At 46.8% G+C, this 19,741-nt stretch carries 17 protein-coding genes; 10 read left to right on the plus strand and 7 right to left on the minus strand.

Features of this window, described 5'->3' with window-relative positions; genetic code table 11:
• Positions 1–126: 126 nt before the first annotated feature.
• On the plus strand, positions 127–1,935 hold the full coding sequence (locus tag KFF03_RS13460) for a GTPase (protein WP_255857443.1): 1,809 nt from the start codon (positions 127–129) through the stop codon (positions 1,933–1,935).
• A gap of 120 nt (positions 1,936–2,055) precedes the next feature.
• On the plus strand, positions 2,056–4,146 hold the full coding sequence (locus KFF03_RS13465; RefSeq protein ID WP_255857444.1) for an EAL domain-containing protein: 2,091 nt from the start codon (positions 2,056–2,058) through the stop codon (positions 4,144–4,146).
• A gap of 110 nt (positions 4,147–4,256) precedes the next feature.
• On the opposite strand, the gene serB is transcribed toward KFF03_RS13465, so the two are convergent.
• Positions 4,257–5,465 carry a phosphoserine phosphatase SerB gene (gene serB, locus KFF03_RS13470; RefSeq protein ID WP_255857445.1) on the minus strand — a complete coding sequence of 403 codons (1,209 nt, stop codon included), beginning with the start codon at positions 5,463–5,465 and terminating at the stop codon, positions 4,257–4,259.
• 26 nt (positions 5,466–5,491) lie between these two features.
• The gene (locus tag KFF03_RS13475) at positions 5,492–5,662 is read right to left on the minus strand and encodes a hypothetical protein (RefSeq protein WP_255857446.1); all 171 of its coding nucleotides are present in this window, start codon (positions 5,660–5,662) and stop codon (positions 5,492–5,494) included.
• A gap of 122 nt (positions 5,663–5,784) precedes the next feature.
• Here KFF03_RS13475 and KFF03_RS13480 point away from each other — a divergent pair, with 122 nt between their 5' ends.
• The 5 genes from KFF03_RS13480 (at position 5,785) to KFF03_RS13500 (ending at position 10,513) form a co-directional block, all read left to right on the plus strand.
• On the plus strand, positions 5,785–7,125 hold the full coding sequence (locus KFF03_RS13480; RefSeq protein ID WP_255857447.1) for an adenylate/guanylate cyclase domain-containing protein: 1,341 nt from the start codon (positions 5,785–5,787) through the stop codon (positions 7,123–7,125).
• 84 nt (positions 7,126–7,209) lie between these two features.
• Positions 7,210–8,376, plus strand: a complete 1,167-nt coding sequence (locus KFF03_RS13485; protein WP_255857448.1) for a hypothetical protein — start codon at positions 7,210–7,212, stop codon at positions 8,374–8,376.
• Between the two features lie 10 nt (positions 8,377–8,386).
• Positions 8,387–8,815 carry a phosphate ABC transporter substrate-binding protein gene (locus KFF03_RS13490; protein WP_255857449.1) on the plus strand — a complete coding sequence of 143 codons (429 nt, stop codon included), beginning with the start codon at positions 8,387–8,389 and terminating at the stop codon, positions 8,813–8,815.
• 136 nt (positions 8,816–8,951) lie between these two features.
• Positions 8,952–10,073, plus strand: coding sequence for a hypothetical protein (locus tag KFF03_RS13495; protein ID WP_255857450.1), 1,122 nt, complete (start codon positions 8,952–8,954; stop codon positions 10,071–10,073).
• Positions 10,074–10,084: 11 nt separating this feature from the next.
• Complete coding sequence (locus tag KFF03_RS13500) at positions 10,085–10,513, plus strand: phosphate ABC transporter substrate-binding protein (protein WP_255857451.1); 429 nt, start codon at positions 10,085–10,087, stop codon at positions 10,511–10,513.
• A 77-nt stretch (positions 10,514–10,590) separates the two neighbouring features.
• On the opposite strand, the gene KFF03_RS13505 is transcribed toward KFF03_RS13500, so the two are convergent.
• Positions 10,591–11,247 carry a nitroreductase family protein gene (locus KFF03_RS13505; protein ID WP_255857452.1) on the minus strand — a complete coding sequence of 219 codons (657 nt, stop codon included), beginning with the start codon at positions 11,245–11,247 and terminating at the stop codon, positions 10,591–10,593.
• A gap of 163 nt (positions 11,248–11,410) precedes the next feature.
• Between KFF03_RS13505 and KFF03_RS13510 the strand changes: the two genes are divergently transcribed.
• A complete protein-coding gene (locus KFF03_RS13510; RefSeq protein ID WP_255857453.1) occupies positions 11,411–12,319 on the plus strand; it encodes a LysR family transcriptional regulator in 909 nt (302 codons plus the stop codon).
• A 15-nt stretch (positions 12,320–12,334) separates the two neighbouring features.
• Here the strand turns inward: KFF03_RS13510 and KFF03_RS13515 are convergent, their stop codons facing one another.
• The 3 genes from KFF03_RS13515 to KFF03_RS13525 all read right to left on the minus strand — a co-directional run bounded on the left by KFF03_RS13515 (position 12,335) and on the right by KFF03_RS13525 (position 16,544).
• A complete protein-coding gene (locus KFF03_RS13515) occupies positions 12,335–12,928 on the minus strand; it encodes a tRNA-uridine aminocarboxypropyltransferase (RefSeq protein ID WP_255857454.1) in 594 nt (197 codons plus the stop codon).
• A gap of 1 nt (position 12,929) precedes the next feature.
• A complete protein-coding gene (uvrA, locus tag KFF03_RS13520) occupies positions 12,930–15,764 on the minus strand; it encodes an excinuclease ABC subunit UvrA (RefSeq protein ID WP_255857455.1) in 2,835 nt (944 codons plus the stop codon).
• A 102-nt stretch (positions 15,765–15,866) separates the two neighbouring features.
• Positions 15,867–16,544: a LuxR C-terminal-related transcriptional regulator gene (locus tag KFF03_RS13525; RefSeq protein WP_255857456.1), complete on the minus strand. Its 678-nt coding sequence runs from the start codon at positions 16,542–16,544 to the stop codon at positions 15,867–15,869.
• A gap of 266 nt (positions 16,545–16,810) precedes the next feature.
• On the opposite strand from KFF03_RS13525, the gene KFF03_RS13530 reads away from it, so the two are divergent.
• Together KFF03_RS13530 and ssb are read left to right on the plus strand one after the other, a co-directional pair.
• Positions 16,811–18,208 (plus strand): MFS transporter, encoded by a 1,398-nt coding sequence (locus tag KFF03_RS13530; protein WP_255857457.1) that lies wholly within the window; start codon positions 16,811–16,813, stop codon positions 18,206–18,208.
• The gene (gene ssb, locus KFF03_RS13535; protein ID WP_255857458.1) at positions 18,192–18,920 is read left to right on the plus strand and encodes a single-stranded DNA-binding protein; all 729 of its coding nucleotides are present in this window, start codon (positions 18,192–18,194) and stop codon (positions 18,918–18,920) included. The genes KFF03_RS13530 and ssb overlap by 17 nt, the downstream gene beginning before the upstream one ends.
• A 102-nt stretch (positions 18,921–19,022) precedes the next feature.
• Here the strand turns inward: ssb and KFF03_RS13540 are convergent, their stop codons facing one another.
• On the minus strand, positions 19,023–19,709 hold the full coding sequence (locus KFF03_RS13540) for a fumarylacetoacetate hydrolase family protein (protein ID WP_255857459.1): 687 nt from the start codon (positions 19,707–19,709) through the stop codon (positions 19,023–19,025).
• Positions 19,710–19,741 lie beyond the last annotated feature (32 nt).

The raw sequence follows: 19,741 nt of genomic DNA on the forward strand, positions 1-19,741 counted from the left end.
TTACGCCTTTAAATGTGATGATTTGCGCTACCTGATACGCACATTCCACAAATTGACTATACTTATGATGGCTTCACATTTTTAAAATTGACTGATCGTTCGTTTTATAATCAACAGTAGGAACGCATGGACAGCCCGAAAGCGCCAATTAAGTTACATATTCCGGCAACCCCGCTGGCTCAGCCCAGCATTTGTAACGGAACCGTAGACGGTATTACCAAATGGGCTAAAGAACTGCCCATGGCCAATACTGGTGAATCGGCACGTCGTTTATACAATGCCATACGCGAGCTGAACCAGTGGGATACCGATCCACTCTTGCGTTTCAAAGTTCTTGAAGTTGTGCGACCGTATATCTATTCAATCTGCACGCTACTGAACAAACACTTTCTTCAGTCTTCAATCTCTCTGAACGAGAAACAGCTGAAAATTGCCAATCTCAGCCAGGCTTTACAGAGTCATCTGGCAACGGGTTATAAGCTTGTTGTTGCCCATAGCATCGCCCGCTTGGCACCAGCGGATAAGCCATCAAAAATTGTGACGCTGGCCATCCATCGTGCCATTTCGGACACTAACCAAACCATCCTGAGAGCCTTTCAACTGTATTGCCAGCCACCTGAACATGCCTGGCTGGAAGTGAACCAGCTATTACTGCTGGCTGAAATGCACGGGCTAACTAACTACAAGGTCAGTGATCGACAAACCCGGTTTTTATCCAGTTCAACGATCAAAGACATCTTTATCCGCGCCCATTTATTAGGTACGGCAAAGCCCAACAACCTGCGGCAACAAGACCTGGCTCAGCTCTATGATGCCAGTGAGTTATGGGCTGAGTACGTTGGATTGACTCAGGCTGAAGATGAAACCGCGTTATTCATGATCAATTTACACAGAGATCGTCCCGGACAATACCGCCAGCACCTTCGTGATGCTCAGAAGCCTTTATTCAGAAGCCTCAATACCGCTGAGCTGGTCAAGGCGCTGAAGTTATGGGCAGCGAACCCTAGCGGCAATCACACCATCACGGTGCCGGGCAAACTCAGCGATAACCTGTTATCCCATGCCATCCAGTCTTGGGGAATTCACTGGCAACGTTCATTCCGACGCTCACCTGCAGATGGCAAATTAAAACTGTGTATTGGTCTGTCGGCTACGCACTATTACAGTGGCAATATGACGGGGTTTGAGTTGATGCTGGCACGTATGAAACCCAAAGCCGTGGATAACGCTCCCGAAAAAACAAGCAACACTAACTCTGGTGATGATGACGTCTGGGCTGATGCTTTTGATGCCGGAGGCGGCAAACTGGCTGACAATCCCACGATTAATATCGATGCCATTGAGTTTATTAACAAGCATAAACAAGCGGACCAGGAAGCTCATGACGCTAATGCCAAGTATCCATCGCATGAAGTCAACTTGCTGAACTCCAGCCCGGGTGGTTATTGCCTGCACTGGCATGGCAGTGTTCCTCCAAGCATCCAGGCGGGTGAATTAATTGGTATTCAGGAAACCGGCGTTAGGCACTGGTCCATTGGCGTCATACGCTGGATTCGCCATTTACGCGATGAAGGCACACAGCTGGGAATTGAACTATTAGCCCCAAGAGCCAAGGTAGGTGCCGCTCGACTACTACAAAAAACCGGTGAAAACGGCCCTCTTATGCGTGCATTATTATTGCCTGCCATCAAAGCCATCGCACAACCAGCCACCTTGTTATTACCGCGAATGCCCTTCCGTACAGGCAACAAAGTTGAACTGCTATTTGAAGAAGAGCAAGGTCGCTATCAGCTGACCAAACGTCTGGCATCTACCAGTAGCTTCGGCCAGTTTCAGTTTCGTAATGCTGGCGCAACACAACAGCGCCGTAGCAGCGTCCAGAATAGTCCTTCAATGAGTGATGACGATTTTGACTCGATCTGGAACAAGCTATGAAACGTAAAAACACGTAAAACTGACAAAAAGCGTCAGCTGGTGACGCAGATTGCTACAACTGGCCATTTTTTTTTACGGCCTTGCCTCTATAATTGTGTTTTTTAAAAACAGAGAACCTGCATGTCAGCCAACCGAGATACCCTTCATCTGCTGTTACTGATGAAAACACAAAACGATGCTGAAAATATTGTCAGCATGTTACGTAATTCCGGTAATGCTACCCGTGCACATCAGGTTTCATCATTGGCTGATTTTGTTGAGCAACTGCAGGATAAATCCTGGGATCTGGTGATTGCACAGCCAGAAGCCAACGATATACAGTGGGAAGAGCTGCAAAAGCAAATTCAGCGGCTCAATAAAGATCTGCCATTGCTTCTCACCACCCATGAAGAACTCAATGCCATCAGTTTCGAAACGGCCTTGAAAAAAGGCGCAGCGACCGTTGTGCCATTAGAAGAATCCAATGTCATGATGCTGGTGATTCAGCGAGAATTGAAGCATCTCTATAACCGGCGCGAAAAGCGCATGCTGGAAGTCAAACTCAGAGAAGCTGAAAAACGCAGCCAAGGCTTGTTAGAAAGTTCAAAGGATGCGGTTGGCTATATTCATGATGGTATGCATGTCTATGCAAACCAGGCTTACCTTGAGTTATTTGGTTACGACTCGGTTGATGACCTGGAAGGCATGCCAATCATGGACATGGTTCATACGTCAGGCCAGAAAGAGTTTAAATCCTTCCTGAAAAAATACGAACAGGCACAACAATCCGGTGACCTGAAAACAACCGGTGTTGATGGTGAAGGTTCTGAGTTTTCCATGACCATGCAATTTTCACCGGCAACCTATGCGGATGAACACTGCACTCAGGTTGTTATTCGTGGACAAGCAGACAGCAGCGAATTGGAAGAACAGCTCAGTGAAATCCGTAGCCGCGACTTGCTGACACACCTTTATAATAAGACCTATTTTTATGAACAACTGGAACATGCCGTCGATAGTGCTGTATTGAAAGGCGCCACCGGTGCGGTGTTCTATATCAACATTGACCAGTTCAATAAAATCAAAAGTGATATCGGGATTAATCACTCTGATACCGTCGTCGTGGCTGTTGCTGAAGCGTTAAAAAACAAACTACCCGACAGTGCTCACCTGTCACGTATTGGCGAAGATATTTTCGCGTTTATCCTGATGGGTACGGATGCCGAAAGTGCACTGCAACAAGCGGAAAAATTAAAAGATACGATTGCACAATTATTGATCGCCATTGATAAACGTACGACTACCGTCACAACCAGCACTGGCGTGTCACTGATTACTGAAAACAGTTCAAAACCCGAAGACATCCTTCAACAGGCGCATCAGGCCTCTGATAACGTTCGCAAGCTCGAAGGCCATGAAAAAGGTAATGGGGTTAACTTATTTGTACCACCTGAACTCGAAGACGATCAGGAAGGTCCGGATTTTGAAGAGCAGCTTGCCGCCGCATTAAAAAGCAATAGCTTCCGACTGTTATTCCAGCCACTCATCAACCTGCGTGGCGACGAAACCGAGCACTATGAAACTTTACTGCGACTACCTCAAGCCAATGGCGATGACATTTCAGCCGGTGAGTTCCTCAATTCACCAGATATCAGCGAAGCATTAAAACGAAAAATCGATCGCTGGGTGATACTGCACACCACCAAACTGCTGGGTGAGCACAGAGAAAAAGGTCACAACACCCGTATGTTCATCAACCTGTCTTCGGCATCATTATCTGATGACAGTCTTGCTGGCTGGATTGCGGTTGCCCTGAACGCCGCAAAACTTCCCAAAGGAGCAGCTGTTTTTCAGTTTAATGAAGACGACGCAGGACGTATGTTAAAGCAGTGCCATGAATTCACGCATGCCTTATTAGAGCGTGGTATTCCAACAGCACTAACCCGCTTTGGTTGTGCCTTAAACCCTTTCCAGCAATTGCAGCACCTGGATGTTGAATATGTGAAAGTTGATGGCTCTTTCACACAGGAACTGGGACAAAATCCAGATGCGCAGAAACATTTAAAAGAGATGCTGGAAAAGTTACATGAAGAAGAAAAACGCACCATTGTACCCTTGGTAGAGAGTGCATCTTCGGTGGCGAATCTATGGCAGCTGGGCGTTCATTTCATCCAGGGACATTATGTTCAGGCGCCACAAGCCGGAATGATTTACGACTTTGCGGACGAATGATCAACCAAAGCCTGCTGACAGGTTATAGCTATAAACAAAAATCCCGAAATCAATACAAAAAGACCGCCAGTTAGAGCGGTCTTTTTGTATGCGGGTTTTGCATGGGCCTATCAACTGATGTCCCGATCCCGATACCCCAGAAGATACAAGATGCCATCTAAGCCAAGTGTCGAAATGGCATTTTCGGCATTCTCACGTACCAACGGCTTAGCCCGGAAAGCAATACCTAACCCAGCGATGCTGAGCATAGGTAAATCGTTTGCACCGTCGCCCACCGCAATGGTTTGCTCCAACGTAATGTCTTCCTGAGTCGCCAGCTCGCGCAGCAATTCAGCTTTGCGTTCACCATTAACAACTTTGCCGGTTACACGGCCAGTAACAATACCGTTTTCCATTTCCAGTTCATTGGCATAGACATAATCAATGCCCAGCTTATCCTGTAGGTAACGGCCAAAATAATTAAACCCACCAGATAAAATCGCCGTTTTATAACCCAGAGACTTCAGGTTTCGAATCAAGCGCTCAGCACCTTCGGTTACCGGTAAACGCTCCGCAATCCCCTGCAGAACATCGCCATTCAACCCTTTCAGCAAGGCAACACGCTGCTCAAAACTCTGATTGAAGTCTAATTCACCCTGCATCGCACGTTCAGTGATCTCAGCCACCTGCTCTCCGACTCCCGCCGCAGCCGCCAGCTCATCAATCACTTCAGCTTCAATCAGCGTGGAATCCATATCAAACGCCACCAGGCGGCGTGTACGACGGTATTTATCATCCTTCTGAAACGCGATATCGACTCCCAAGTCATTGGCAACCTGAAGAAATTGCGCGCGCATCTGGCTTTGGTCGGCTTCTCCACGGACAGAAAATTCAACACAAGCACGGGTATTTTCTTCTTCCTGTGTTAGAGGAACACGGCCAGACAAACGGTTGATCTGGTCAATATTTAAGCCATGCTCAGCCACAATGGAGGTAATGGCAGCAATGGCCTTCGACTCAATAGCACGGGCAAGCAGGGTAATAATATGGCGCGGTTTACCTTGCCCGGTGACCCAATGCTCATAGCTTTCGGGTGTAACCGGCGTAAAACGGACAGACAGACCCAACTCGTGGGCTTTGAATAGCACATCTTTAAGAACCGGCGCAGATTCTGCCCGGTCTGGGATAGCCGCCAAAACCCCTAACGTCAGGGTGTCATGAATTTCGGCCTGGCCAATATCAAGAATTGTTACATCGTACTGTGCCAGAATGGCACTGATGTTTGCTGTTAACCCGGGCTTATCGGCCCCAGTCACTCGGATTAGAACCAACTCAGTCACGGATAAGCCCTTATTTATAACTGTGATTACAGTTTATCGGTGTCTGCTTTGGCTGCTGCCACAACGCCACGCAGCTCTTCAATCAAGTCTACGGTTTCATGTACCGACAACGCGCGTACACGATCAAGGCTCATCAGGAATAAACCCTTTTCCAGCTGTTCCAGTTTGTCTTGCAGAGACTGTTTCACATCACTCATAGTGAATCCCCATCATTCATTTTTTGGTAAAAATCACGATACCAGCCACACAATATGCCGCTGGCGTTACATCAGGCGGCGCATATAATACCATCAAAGAAAAAAATTGTTTGAGTAATCCAATGACGAAATTTCGTTCGATGTGGCAAAAGCTGAATCTAAGTCAAGTCTGTGGTCTGTTCGCAGCAGGCCTGATCCTGATCACCGGCCTTAGCATCGGCCTGCTAACCTATCAACATCAGCTCAGCCAGGCAGAAGGTACCTTACGAACGAATGCCGCATTACAATTGCAGCGTCTTGCTTTAACACTTGCCCCCAGCCTGTTGAACGAAGACCGCGTAAGCCTCAATCTGACGTTGAATGAATGGCAGCTGGATCATTCGATACCTGCCATTCGCATCCTGAACCCTCAACAGCAACTGATTGCCACCAGCGGCCGTTTTTCACAACAAGGGGAACGTATCTATCAGGAAATTACTCAGGATAACCTGGCCATTGGTACACTTCAGGCCAACCTGGATACCTCTTCTGCTACCAATGCCGCCCGTCGTTATTTATCCATCAGCTTGTTTATTTCCGCACTATTAGCCTCGCTGGGTGCATGGATCAGCTACCACCTGACTGAAAAAAACCTAAAATTCCTGCGTCAGCTACCAGAGCAACTGAAAGAGTGGAAAGATGGTGAAACGCTGGCAATTTCACAACCTGATTCAGCTGAATTCTTACCGCTTTACCAAGCATTAACAGATATATCAGAGCAAGAGCAACAGCGCCGAATGCTGAAACAAGCGCTGGACCAGTTCATCAACAATGATAATCAGCATGATCATTCCACTGACTTCTGCTATCAGAATTGTGCCCTGCTGTATGTCGAAATTCTGGATCTGGAAGTATTGCAGAGCCGCTTGTCAGCACAGGAATTATCAACTCTTCTGAATCACTATCACCGGCTTCTCAGCCAGGCTGCCAAGTTGTACAACGGCAAGCTAGATCGTTTTCAGGGCGATGGTATCGTGATGTTATTTGGAATGCCGGGGCCCGATCAACAAAATATGGTTCATAGCCTTTATGCCGCCATGTTGTTTCTCGGTCTGGTCGACTACATCCGGGAAAACAATCACCAGCTGCTACCCCTTGAGTTCCGTATTGCAGCACATTACGGTCCGATTTTGCTTGCACCAATCGGGGAAGAGCAGAATATTCAGGGAAACCTGATTGGTGACACCATTCACTGGGCAGCAAGGCTGGCACAAAGCGGTGAAGAGAGAAGGCTACTAGTCAGTCAAAGCATGCTCGACAAAGTAAAAGATATTCCTGATCTGCAATGGCAAGAGGGGCATGAAGTAGCCGACCTCCATGGCTGCACTCAATACAGCTACTGGCTGGATAAACTGCCAGAAAAAAATCAAAGCCTGATCAAGCGCCAGATTAAACATATTGTCGCCATGACTGAACCTGTCTGACTCCCCTATACTGATAAAATAATTATTTGCACTATCCAGATCCCTTACTAAAGTTTTAACAATTAAAACAGTAAGGGTTTTATTATGTCACGTTGCAAATTGTCTTTATCAGCAGCTGTGTTGATGACTGCCAGTCAGTTGGCACATGCCAGCGACCTTAATATTAATGGTTTTATGAGTGTTGGTGCAGGTGTCCTCTCCAATTCTGACGTGGTTGCGGAAGGATATGATGACGATATTTCCTTCAACCAGGACACCATGGTCGCTTTGCAAGTCAGCAAGCAAATTAATGAGTCCACCTCTGCTACCACACAGTTTGTTGCTCGGGGTAGAGAGGATTACAACACCGAAAATACCTGGGCATACATCACGTATTCATTTAATGAAAATACTGATTTGCGTATGGGGCGATTACGCTCACCATTTTTCTACTATTCGGATTTTCTGGAAGTTGGCTACGCTTATAACTGGATTCGACCACCAGAAGAAGTCTATGGGCGATTAGATGTTTTTTCGTCGATCAATGGTTTTGATTTGACGCATAATTTCAACCTTGGAGCAACAGATGGTTCCGTACAGGTCTATTATGGGCGTACAGAAGAAGAGTTTGCTCCTGTATCCAAAAGCTTTTCTTTAGATGCAAAAAACTTTACCGGCATGGTTCTTAACTTGAACCGAGGTAATTGGGGAACCCGATTAAGCTATCACCAGGCTGATGCAACAATTCCTGAAATTAATGATATTACAGAAGCATCAAACAGCGAACTGGCTGCCCTGGCAGTTTCACCAACTGCCGACCCGGCAGAAGCATTAGTCGCAGCAGCAACGCTGCAAGGTTTTGGTGATGATTTCAAGTTAGAGGATGCGACCGGGAAGTTTTATGAAGCTGCCGTCACATACGATAGCGGCAGTTATTTTATGATTGCGGAATGGACAGCCTTAGATTACGAGTCAGAATTATTTGTCGATGATTCAGCTTATTTAATCAGCGCTGCAAAACGCTTCAACGATTCGGTGATTCATTTAACCTACACCGCTCGAGAGGATAAAAAAGGATCCGGAGCCATCGGTGCAATCCAGAATAACTTTCTCAGAGATAAAGAAAGCAGCATTATTTTAGGCGCCAGGTTTGATTACGACACAAGCACAGCGTTTAAGCTCGAAGCGCAATATATAGATGAAGAGCTTCGTGACGGCCAGGAAAGTGAATCAGCAGTGCTGTACAGCGTAGCAATTGATTTGGTATTTTAAGGAGATCAACATGCATAAAATGATGAGACTTATTAAATCACTGCTGATTTCCTCAGTATTTTTATCTGCCTTTTCTTACGCTGAAATTTCAGTAATTGTAAGCAGTAACAATCACAACGACAGCTTAGATAAAGATAATATCTCCAGGGTGTTTTTAGGTAAGACCAAGAACTTTCCAGATGGTAGCCAGGCTGTCCCTGTTGATCAGAAAGCTGGAAGCTCTGCCAGAGAGTCCTTTAATACAAATGTACTCGGAAAAAGTTCCAGTCAACTAAAAGCTTATTGGTCACGACTGATATTCACAGGCAAGGGAACACCGCCTAAAGAATCCGGTGATGACTTAGCCGTGAAAAAACTGGTGGCTGAAAATCCTAACCTGATTGGTTATGTTAATAGTGAAACCGTCGATGGTTCAGTCAAAGTAGTTTATAAGTTCTGATACCGATATTAAAAAAATGAAACAGGGCACAGTTTTGTGCCCTGTTTTGTTTTATGCACCAATTTTCCACCAAAATTTGCACTATAACGGAGCTTGACTAAGGTTTAAGTACATTAACCACGTAAGGGCTTGTACCATGCTTACCCGTAAGACTCCGGTATTGGCTGCGATATTGCTCGCAAGTAGCCAAATGACCTATGCAAACGACCTTAACATCAACGGCTTTATGAGTGTTGGTGCTGGCGTTTTATCGAACGATGATGTCACTGCAGCGGGTTATGATGACGATGTTTCTTTTAATCAGGATACGGTTGTCGCCCTGCAGGTCAGCAAACAAATTAACGATTCTACCTCTGCAACCACACAATTTGTTGCCCGTGGTAATGAAGATTACAACACTGAAAACTCATGGGCCTACGTCACCTATTCGTTCGATGAGAACACTGACTTACGTTTTGGTCGCCTGCGTTCTCCATTCTTTTATTATTCCGACTTCCTTGAGGTAGGCTATGCCTATAACTGGATTCGCCCACCCGGTGAAGTTTATTCGCGATTGGATACCTTCTCTTCAATTAATGGTGTTGACCTGACCCGCAGCTTCAGCGCCGGTTCGGTTGATGGCTCTGTTCAGGTTTATTATGGCCGGTTTGAAGACTCCTTCACCCCGATTGAAAAATCTTACACGGTTGAACTAAGAAACTTCGGTGGTGCCGTTCTTAGCCTCAACCAAGGTAACTGGGGAACACGCATCAGTTATCACCAGGCTGATTTATACATGCCCGACCTGGTAGCCAATGGTACAGGTGATGCTCTGGAACAGTTGGTTGCTGGCGCAGCCTTCCTTGGTCTGAATGATGAATTCTCACCAGATGGTGATACGGCGCAGTTTTATGAAGCCGCCATCACATACGATAATGGCAGCAGCTTCTTTATTGCAGAATGGACAGCCCTGGAACACGAAACAGAACTGTTCCTGAACGACCAGGCCTACCTTGTCAGTGTTGCCCATCGTTTGGATGATGCGACGATTCACCTGACCTACTCAGCGGACAAAGATGAAAAACAATCCGGTAATATCGGATTACTTCAGAACAATCTTCGTGGCGAAGAAAGCAGTATCACCTTAGGAGCACGTTTTGATTATGATGCAGGCACGGCATTTAAAGTGGAAGCACAATACATCGACGAAGAATTGCGCCTGGGCAATGAAGGCGAGTCTGCCATGTTGTACAGTGTTGCCATTGATTTAGTATTTTAAGGAGAGTCACAATGAAATTTATTAATACATTCCTTAAAACCATTGTTATTGCTTCACTTTTGACAGGCGCAGCCGTACAGGCAGAAGTTGCCGTTATCATCAGTGCCAACAACGCCAATGCGTCATTGGATCAGGATACAATCTCCCGTATTTTTCTTGGTAAAAGCAAGAATTTCCCGGATGGAAGCCAGGCCGTACCAGTTGATCAAGATGCCGGAGCAGCTAGCCGCGAAGCATTTAACGGAACCGTATTAGGAAAAAGTTCCAGCCAACTTAAGGCTTACTGGTCACGCCTGATCTTCACCGGAAAAGGCACACCACCGAAAGAATCGGGTAATGATGCTACGGTCAAAGATCTGGTCGCAAAAAATCCAAACCTGATCGGTTATGTCGACAGCTCTGTTGTCGATGGCTCTGTCAAAGTGGTTTATAAGTTCTGACGTTTCAGTTAGCGCTTTGCAATAGAAAACCCCTTTATTCTTATGAATAAAGGGGTTTTCTATTTAAGTCACGATCATTATAAAATAGCGATTACATCGTTTTGTGCCAAACGAGCCTTTGGCTTACCAAAGTTATAGTCTTCACCATCTTTGTGATAGCCCATCGCCAGAGCCACTTCACACACATGGCCATCCAATTCAGCCGCAAACAATTCGCCGATTAAGTCACCATCTACACCTTCCATCGGAGTCGAGGAAATCCCTAAACGCGCCAGTGTATGTAAGACATTCCCCAGTGCCAGATAAACCTGAGCCTTTGTCCAGTGGCCGTTATACCCCTTCTCATCAGTGTTCATTTCAGCAAATGCATAAGCACCCATAAAGTTGTCATAGTTTTCGGCCGGTAAATGACCGGAACTAACCTCAGCATCGACCCGTTTGGCAAATTTCTCTTTCGTGAACTCAGGATCATAAGCAAGCAATAACGTATGTGAGGCCTCTTTGGCATGTTGTTGATTAAACTGGTGCTTATTAGCAAACGTATTATGGAAACGTTGCTTCGCTTCATCACTTTCCAGAACAATGAACTTCCATGGTTGAGAGTTGATTGAAGAAGCGGATAAACGCAGAGCCTCTTTGATGACTTCCATATCATCCGCAGAAATACGCTTGTTTTCGTCGTATTTCTTCGCCGTGTAGCGGCTGTTCAAGTCGTTAATGATTGGATGATTCATACTTTGCTCCAGACAATAAAACAGTGTGAAACCAGGATTGTTAACAGCCCTGGACAATGGGCAGCAGTATATTCATCCAAAAAACAAACAAAACCACCTTAATAATTAAACATAATTCGGTTTTTCAATATAATAGGCGGTTTATACGTACGTGGAGAGCGCCATGGATACCGAAGGCATTCGTTTATTTGTAATGGCCGCTGATATGTTGAATATCAGTGCTGCAGGCAGAAAGCTGGGGCTGGCTCCCGCCGTTGCCAGTGCTCGCTTGGCCAAACTGGAACATCAGATCGGTGCGGACCTATTACATCGCTCCACGCGCAAGATATCACTTTCGTTAGAAGGGGCTGAGTTTTTACCTTATGCCCGAGAAATTCTCGCTCAGGAAGCCGCGGCCAAAGCGGCATTAGGCCATGAGTACCGCGAGGTTAGTGGTACCTTACGCTTTGCTGCATCCAGCACCTTTGCCCAGTGTTATATTGCTCCGCTATTGCCTGAATTCTTACAGCGTTACCCTAAGATCAACCTAGACCTTAAACTTTCCGACCTGCAAATGGATTTAATTGAAGGCGGCTTTGATCTGGCATTGCGAAACTATGCCATTGAAAACAGCAGCTTAAGAGCACGAAAATTAGCAAATGATCACCGAATCCTGTGTGCCTCGCCCGATTATCTGGCACGATTTGGTACGCCCGAGACACCAGAATCACTGCTTAACCACCAATTATTAGTGTTCAGTAACAGCGAGCCCAGAACCCTAGTCACTCACAACGAGGCCAGCTCCAGTAGCTTTCCACCACCAGGGGCCTCTTCTAGAGTGATATTTGATGACGGAGCCAGTATGAAAGTTGCTGTTCTCGCAGGCACAGGTATTGCGATGCATACCTATTGGCATGTGCACCAAGAACTTAAAGAGGGCTCATTGGTTAGAGTACTGCCCGAGTTTGAAGTAGACGATCAATCCGCGATCTGGCTGGTGTACCCCAAGTCCAACGTATTAACCGCCAAAGTCCGGGTATTTATTGATTTTTTATTGGAAAAAATCGGAGATCCTCCGATTTGGGAACGTTAACGCCTACTCAAACTATTATCGGGTGCGCTTAACATCACCAGGCGTCAACTGCTGCTGCAGCTCAACCATTCGATCCAGAACATTGAGTATTGGTTGGTAATCAGTTGCTTCATCCAATAGTGACAAACCCGCAACAGCGGCCTCGATGGTTGATAAACCATCAGCACGTGGTGATTTACGAATAGCGTAACGACTCAGGTTCTCAGGATTCAGCGGAATATATGGCAGGTTTTTCAGCCATTCATTCAGATAAAATAAACGCCGCACTTTTTTCCAGGTGCCATCCAAAACCAGCAATTTTTTTACTTTGGTGCGCTGTTCAGCTTGTAGCTGCTGCCCATTTTCCAACGGATACAACAAGGCACATTCCGATAAGTCGGTGGATGAAAAAATTTCTTCTGGATTTAACTTATCGGCAATGAATAAACGGCTATTTGTGATGCTCAGTTTTAATAAAGGCGCCGTCGACAGTTTGTGTTTTGCTTCCGTCGGATCTTGCCAGATAATCAATTCCAGCGGTGCCTTTACCTCAACTAAAGCATCACAAACACACACTTTGATGGGCCGGTTGCACTTTGCACACAGAGCCCGTTTTCCAGCAGCTGTCATATTACTTTTTCGCAGCCAGCAAAGGCTTCAAGAATCGTCCGGTGTGGGACGCTTTTTCTTTTACTACCTGCTCCGGGGTACCTTCAGCGATAATATAACCACCTTTAGAACCCCCTTCCGGGCCTAAATCAACAATCCAGTCTGCGGTTTTAATCACATCCAGATTATGTTCAATCACCACAATAGTATTGCCATGGTCACGTAAACGGTGCAATACCGCCAGTAACTGCTCAATATCATGGAAGTGTAAACCAGTGGTTGGCTCATCAAGAATATACAAAGTAGAGCCGGTATCACGTTTGGATAATTCTTTCGCTAACTTCACACGTTGGGCTTCACCACCGGATAACGTCGTCGCTGCCTGTCCTAATTTAATATAACTCAGGCCAACATCCATCAGGGTCTGTAATTTACGCGCAACCGCCGGAATGGCATCAAAGAAGGTACGGGCATCTTCGACCGTCATATCCAACACTTCGTGAATATTTTTACCCTTGTAACGGATATCCAGCGTTTCGCGGTTATAACGTTTGCCCTTACACACATCACACGGCACATAAATATCGGCCAGGAAGTGCATTTCAACTTTAATAACCCCGTCACCCTGACAGGCTTCACAGCGACCGCCTTTGACATTAAAAGAGAAACGTCCGGCTTTATAACCGCGAGAGCGTGCTTCCTGAGTACCGGCAAATAATTCACGAACCGGGGTGAAAATGCCGGTATAGGTCGCTGGGTTGGAGCGCGGTGTACGACCAATCGGGCTTTGATCAATATCCACCACTTTATCAAGTTGCTTTAACCCTTCGATCGACTGATGGTCAGAAGCTTTTAAGGTCGTCGCACCATTCAAAGCCGTTGCAGCCAGGGGATATAAAGTACGGTTAATTAACGTCGATTTTCCTGAACCTGACACACCGGTTACACAGGTCATTAACCCTAGTGGAATGGTTAAATCAACGTTATTTAAATTATTACCAGTAGCACCGGTAAGCGTTAATACCTTGTTATCATTGTACGGTGTCCGTTCAGTAGGAACCGCAATTTCTTTTTTACCGGATAAATATTGTCCGGTTACGGAGTCTTTATTTTTAATCACCTGATTCGGTGTGCCCTGAGCAATGACTTGCCCACCATGGACACCGGCACCCGGACCAATATCAATTAAATGGTCAGCACTGCGAATGGCATCTTCATCATGCTCAACCACAATTACGGTATTACCCAAATCGCGTAGGTGGAACAGGGTTTTTAATAAACGATCGTTATCACGCTGATGCAAACCAATCGAAGGCTCATCCAAAATATACATCACACCAACCAGCCCCGCGCCAATTTGTGACGCGAGACGAATACGCTGCGCTTCACCACCGGATAAGGTATCTGAGCTGCGATTCAGGGTTAAATATTCCAGCCCAACATTCACCAGAAACTGCAAACGCTCACGAATTTCTTTCAGAATTTTTTCTGCAATCTCGCCGCGATGACCATCCATATGTAAGTCAGAGAAATATTGATGCGCCTCTTCAACCGGCATTGCGGTACAGGCATGAATGGTTTTATCGCCAACAAATACATGTCGCGCTTCGGTACGCAGTCGTGAACCATGACAGGTCGGACACGGCTGTACGCTCAGATATTTAGACAGCTCTTCGCGTACCATTTGTGAGTCTGTTTCACGGTAACGTCGTTCCAGGTTTGGCAATACGCCTTCGAATGGATGCTCTTTAAAAATCTGATCACCACGAGAGTTCACATAACTGAAGCGAACATCTTCATTATCAGAGCCCTGTAGCAAAATTTTCTGGTGCTTTTTCGACAGCTTTTTAAAGGGCTTATCAATATCAAAACCAAAATGTTCAGCCACCGAACTGATCATCTGAAAATAATAAATACTGCGGCGATCCCAACCCCGAATAGCACCTTCCGCAATGGTCAGGCTGTCATCTAATACCACCAGCCCCGGATCAAAATATTGTTTAACCCCTAAACCGTCACAACTCTGACAAGCACCGGCCGGATTATTAAAAGAGAACAGACGTGGCTCCAGTTCCGATAAACTGTAACCACAATGCGGACAAGAGAACTGTGAAGAAAACAGCAGCGGTTCTTCCTTCTCATTATCCATTGAGGCTACTAATGCAAGACCGCCGCTCAACTCAATACAGGTTTCCAGCGATTCCGACAGGCGCTGTTCAATGCCCTCTTTGACTTTAAAGCGATCAACAACCACTTCAATGCTGTGTTTTTTACGCTTATCAAGCTCAGGCACATCATCCAGGTCACACACTAAACCATTCACCCGGGCGCGGATAAAACCCTGAGAGCGCAGGCTATCAAATACATGCAGGTGCTCACCTTTACGATCTCGCACCACCGGAGCAAGAATCATATATTTGCCATCCACCGGCAGGTCCATGATTGAATCCACCATCTGACTGATGGTTTGAGCTTCCAGTGGCACATCATGATCAGGGCAGCGTGGCGTGCCGACACGAGCAAATAATAAACGCAGGTAATCGTAAATTTCCGTGACTGTGCCGACGGTGGAGCGAGGGTTATGAGAGGTTGATTTTTGTTCAATGGAAATGGCGGGAGATAAACCTTCGATCAGGTCAACATCCGGTTTTTCCATCATGGATAAGAATTGGCGAGCATACGTCGACAGCGATTCAACGTAACGACGCTGGCCTTCAGCATATAAAGTATCAAACGCCAGGGAAGATTTACCGGAACCACTTAATCCGGTGATAACAATCAGTTTATCGCGTGGAATGTCGAGGTCGACATTCTTGAGATTATGAGTACGGGCCCCACGAACCTGGATCTTATCCATAGATAGCTTTCACTGCTCGGAAAAATAAAGTCCGACATTGTAAGCCAAGAATCTGATGGATTCAGCCGCTTTAAGTCTTGCAAGCCTATTAAGAAAGACTGTTCAGGCCATTTCGTGCAACAGCTCGTCCATATTCTCCTGCGCCCAGTTCACCGCCTGAATCCGGTTACTGGCACCAATTTTTTTGAACAGGTTATAAATATGGGTTTTTACTGTGTGCATGCTGACGTTCAACTGCTCGGCAATTTCGGTATTGGTTGCCCCGGTGGCCGTCAGTTTCAGAATCTGTTTTTCGCGCTTAGTCAGTAACGCAGCATGAGCCGACATACGACGAGGCTTGTGGCGTGTACGTTCAAGATATTGAGCCATCAGAGGACGAGGCAACCAATATTCGCCATTGAACATACCGAGAATGCCTTTGCTTAGCTGCTGCTGAGATGCATCACGATAAAACAGGCCATTCACCATCGGCCAAACAATCATTCGCTCGGTTGTGTGCCCTTTTGGCGTATTGAAGAAAGCCACCATCACATCCACGGGCTGCTCGTAAATCACCTCAAGCAGTTCCTGAATTTTCTCAGGGCGGGCACACTCGGCATCAATCAACACCAAAGTTTTGCAAGGGTAGTTATTCCAGTCATCATGCCACTGTGTTTGATTAACCAACTGACAATCAATGTTCGTGCGCTGATGAATAAAGCCGATGAGGATGGAATTCTGCAGATTTTGCTGGCCAAACAGTATGATTCGACGGCCAGGAAGGGATTGTGTCTTATCCATAAGCTAACTCCTTTTGATGTTTATCCGTTTACTTAAAGCTCCATGCGGTGGCTGCTCCACAGCCACATAAAATGAGTGTACGCAATCTGACGTAAATTGCTACTGCGTTATATGGTTTTTTTCATACTTTGGCAGCAAAGCGCGCAAATTATGCACAGACTGATTTTTCTCTGACGCTGTGTGATTTAGTCGCAGCAGCCACTAATCAAAACTTTTGCAAACTGATAGAATAGTGCCCCTTTTTTTATAACCATCGGACACACGGTTTGAGTACCCCTGATTCCACCTCAGCTGTAGCCAATTTATCCAGTGACGAACGCCGGGCCGTTGTCTCATTGGCGTCTCTGTATGCATTACGCATGCTGGGACTATTTATGGTGTTGCCGGTGATGATGATCGATGGACAAGCACTGGATGGCGCAACGCCCCAGCTGTTGGGCCTGGCGATGGGGATATACGGCTTAACCCAGGCTTTGCTGCAAATTCCTGCTGGCACTTTATCGGATCGTATTGGCCGAAAGCCTGTAATTGTGGGTGGTTTATTGATTTTTGCGCTGGGTAGTCTGATTGCTGCCACCGCTGATTCTGTATACGGCGTAATTCTTGGTCGTGCGTTACAAGGTGGTGGCGCTATTGCCAGTGCCATTATGGCGCTTGTGACAGATCTAACACGTGAAGAAAACCGCATGAAAGCCATGGCGTCTATCGGTGCCAGCATTGGTTTATCGTTCTCAGTTGCATTGGTACTTGGCCCCTGGCTGACGGCTTTAGGCGGCATGAGCACTATTTTTATGGTGACAGCTGTTCTGGCCATTGCGGGCGTGTTCATCACGTTATTTGTCATACCCGCTCCGGCGAAGTTACCCCATCGTGATTCTTCTGCCGTATTAAGCGAAGTAAAAAAGCAATTAACCAACACGCAATTGTGGCCACTGAACATCGGCATCTTTATTCTCCATGCTCTGATGGTGGCCATCTTTGTTGCTATTCCGCTGCAATTGCAACAACAGGGCCTGCCTGCCAGCCAGCACAGCTGGGTATATCTACCAGTATTAGCCGTTGCGTTTATTCTGATGGTGCCATTTATCATCGTTGCCGAAAAACGTCGTAAGATGAAAGCGGTGGTATTAACCGGTGCACTGATCATTGCCGTCACACTGTTTGCCATGAGCCTGGCAACGCAGCTGTGGCACTGGGTTGTCCTGCTGTTATTCTATTTTTGGGGTTTCAATCTGATGGAGGCCAGCCTGCCCTCCTGGCTAAGCAAAATTGCCCCGGCCGGCGCTAAAGGCAGTGCCATGGGCATCTACTCCAGCATGCAGTTTTTAGGTGCCTTTGCCGGCGGTAGCCTGGGTGGCTGGATTGTATCAACCTCAGGAAGTGCGGCACTGTTTGCTGGCCTGGGGGCATTGATGGTAGTTTGGAGTTTGATCATAGCGCGCTCCTCAGCACCACAACACTTAACCAGTGTGCGCCTGGCCATCACGCAGATTAATGAACAACAGTTACAACAACTGATGGAGTTGGCCGGTGTTTCTCAGGTCAGTCCAATTGCCAGTGAAGGCGCTATCTATTTAAAAGTCAGTGCTGATGCCTTTGATATGCAACAGGCATTAGCCATCATTCATTCAGATAATGGAGAAGAACATGGGTCGCAGCGTTAACAAAGTGACACTCATTGGTACTCTGGGTCGTGACCCTGAAGTTCGTTTTATGCCAAATGGCAATGCAGTTGCTAATTTGTCCTTAGCAACTGACGAGAGCTACAACGATAAACAAAGTGGCCAAAAGGTTGAGCAAACCGAATGGCACCGTATCACGGTATACGGCAAGCTGGCTGAAATTGTTCAGCAGTACCTGAAGAAAGGTTCAAAAGCCTACTTCGAAGGTAAGTTGCGCACCCGCGAATGGGAAAAAGACGGCATCAAACGTTATACCACCGAAATTATCGCCAACGATATGCTGATGCTGGATAGCCGTGGCGACAATATGGGCGGTGGAATGGCTGGCGGCATGGGCGCACCAGCCGGTGGCTTCCAGTCAGCCAGCCAAATGATGAATCAAAGCGCGACGCCAATGGGCGGTATGACGGCTGCTCCTCAGCAACAGCCACAAGGTGGTTATCAGCAGCAAGCCCCTCAACAACCAACAGCACCGGCTGCACAACCGATGAACCCGGCAGGTGGCTATCAACAGCCTGCACAGCAACCTGGTATGGCGCCACAACAAGCGGCTCCGCAGCAGCGTCCAGCCCAGGCGCCTCAACAGCCTGCACAACAAGGCGGCTATCAGCAAGCGCCACAACAACAAGCTCCTCAAGCCGCTCCACAACCGAGCAACAGCTTTGATGATTTTGATGACGATATCCCATTCTGAGGAAGCGTTATCGCAGATACTAAAAAAGCGCTATCGGGTTTCTGATAGCGCTTTTTTATTGTTTTTTAACTCTAATCAGAGTTGAAGCTACTGACTCAGAGCCTAATACACCTGAGTCGCTACCTGTAACAAGGCATCTGATTTCAGCGATTCAGAAAACAGCTTTGCTTCTAACTGATCACCCGATTCCAATGGCCCGACTCCGGCGGGTGTGCCCGTCAGGATCAGATCACCCGGCTGTAAGCTGAACACCTTACTGATGTGTGCCACCAGCGGCAGAATCGGAAATAACATCTCAGCACTGTTGCCTTGCTGCTGAATATCACCGTTACGTGTTAGCTGCAGCGGAATGTTATTCCAGTCCTGAATCTGATCTGCACCAACAAACTCAGATACCGGGCAAGCACCATCGAAGGCTTTGGCACGCTCCCATGGATGACCTTTTTCTTTGAGTGTGGCCTGCACATCACGCAAGGTTAAATCCAGCGCCAGACCTACCCCGACTATCGCTTGTGCACAGCCTGATGCCTCAGCGTTAGTCAGGGGTTCACCAATCAACAAAGCAATTTCCAGTTCATGGTGCACACTACCCTGATCTTGGGGAATGACCAGCGACTGAGCCATCGGCACCACTGACGTGGTTGGCTTCATAAATAAGATAGGTTGAGAAGGGATCGGGTTATTGAGTTCTTTTGCGTGTTCCGCATAGTTGCGACCAACACAAACCACTTTGCCAAACGACAATGATGATGGTTGCCCATCAATAACAGGAGATAAGACAGCTGACATAAAACGCCCCGGGATATTCTGAGGCGTGGAGT

Origin of the sequence: Bacterioplanoides sp. SCSIO 12839 (assembly GCF_024397975.1) — a bacterium.
GTDB lineage: Bacteria > Pseudomonadota > Gammaproteobacteria > Pseudomonadales > Oceanobacteraceae > Bacterioplanoides.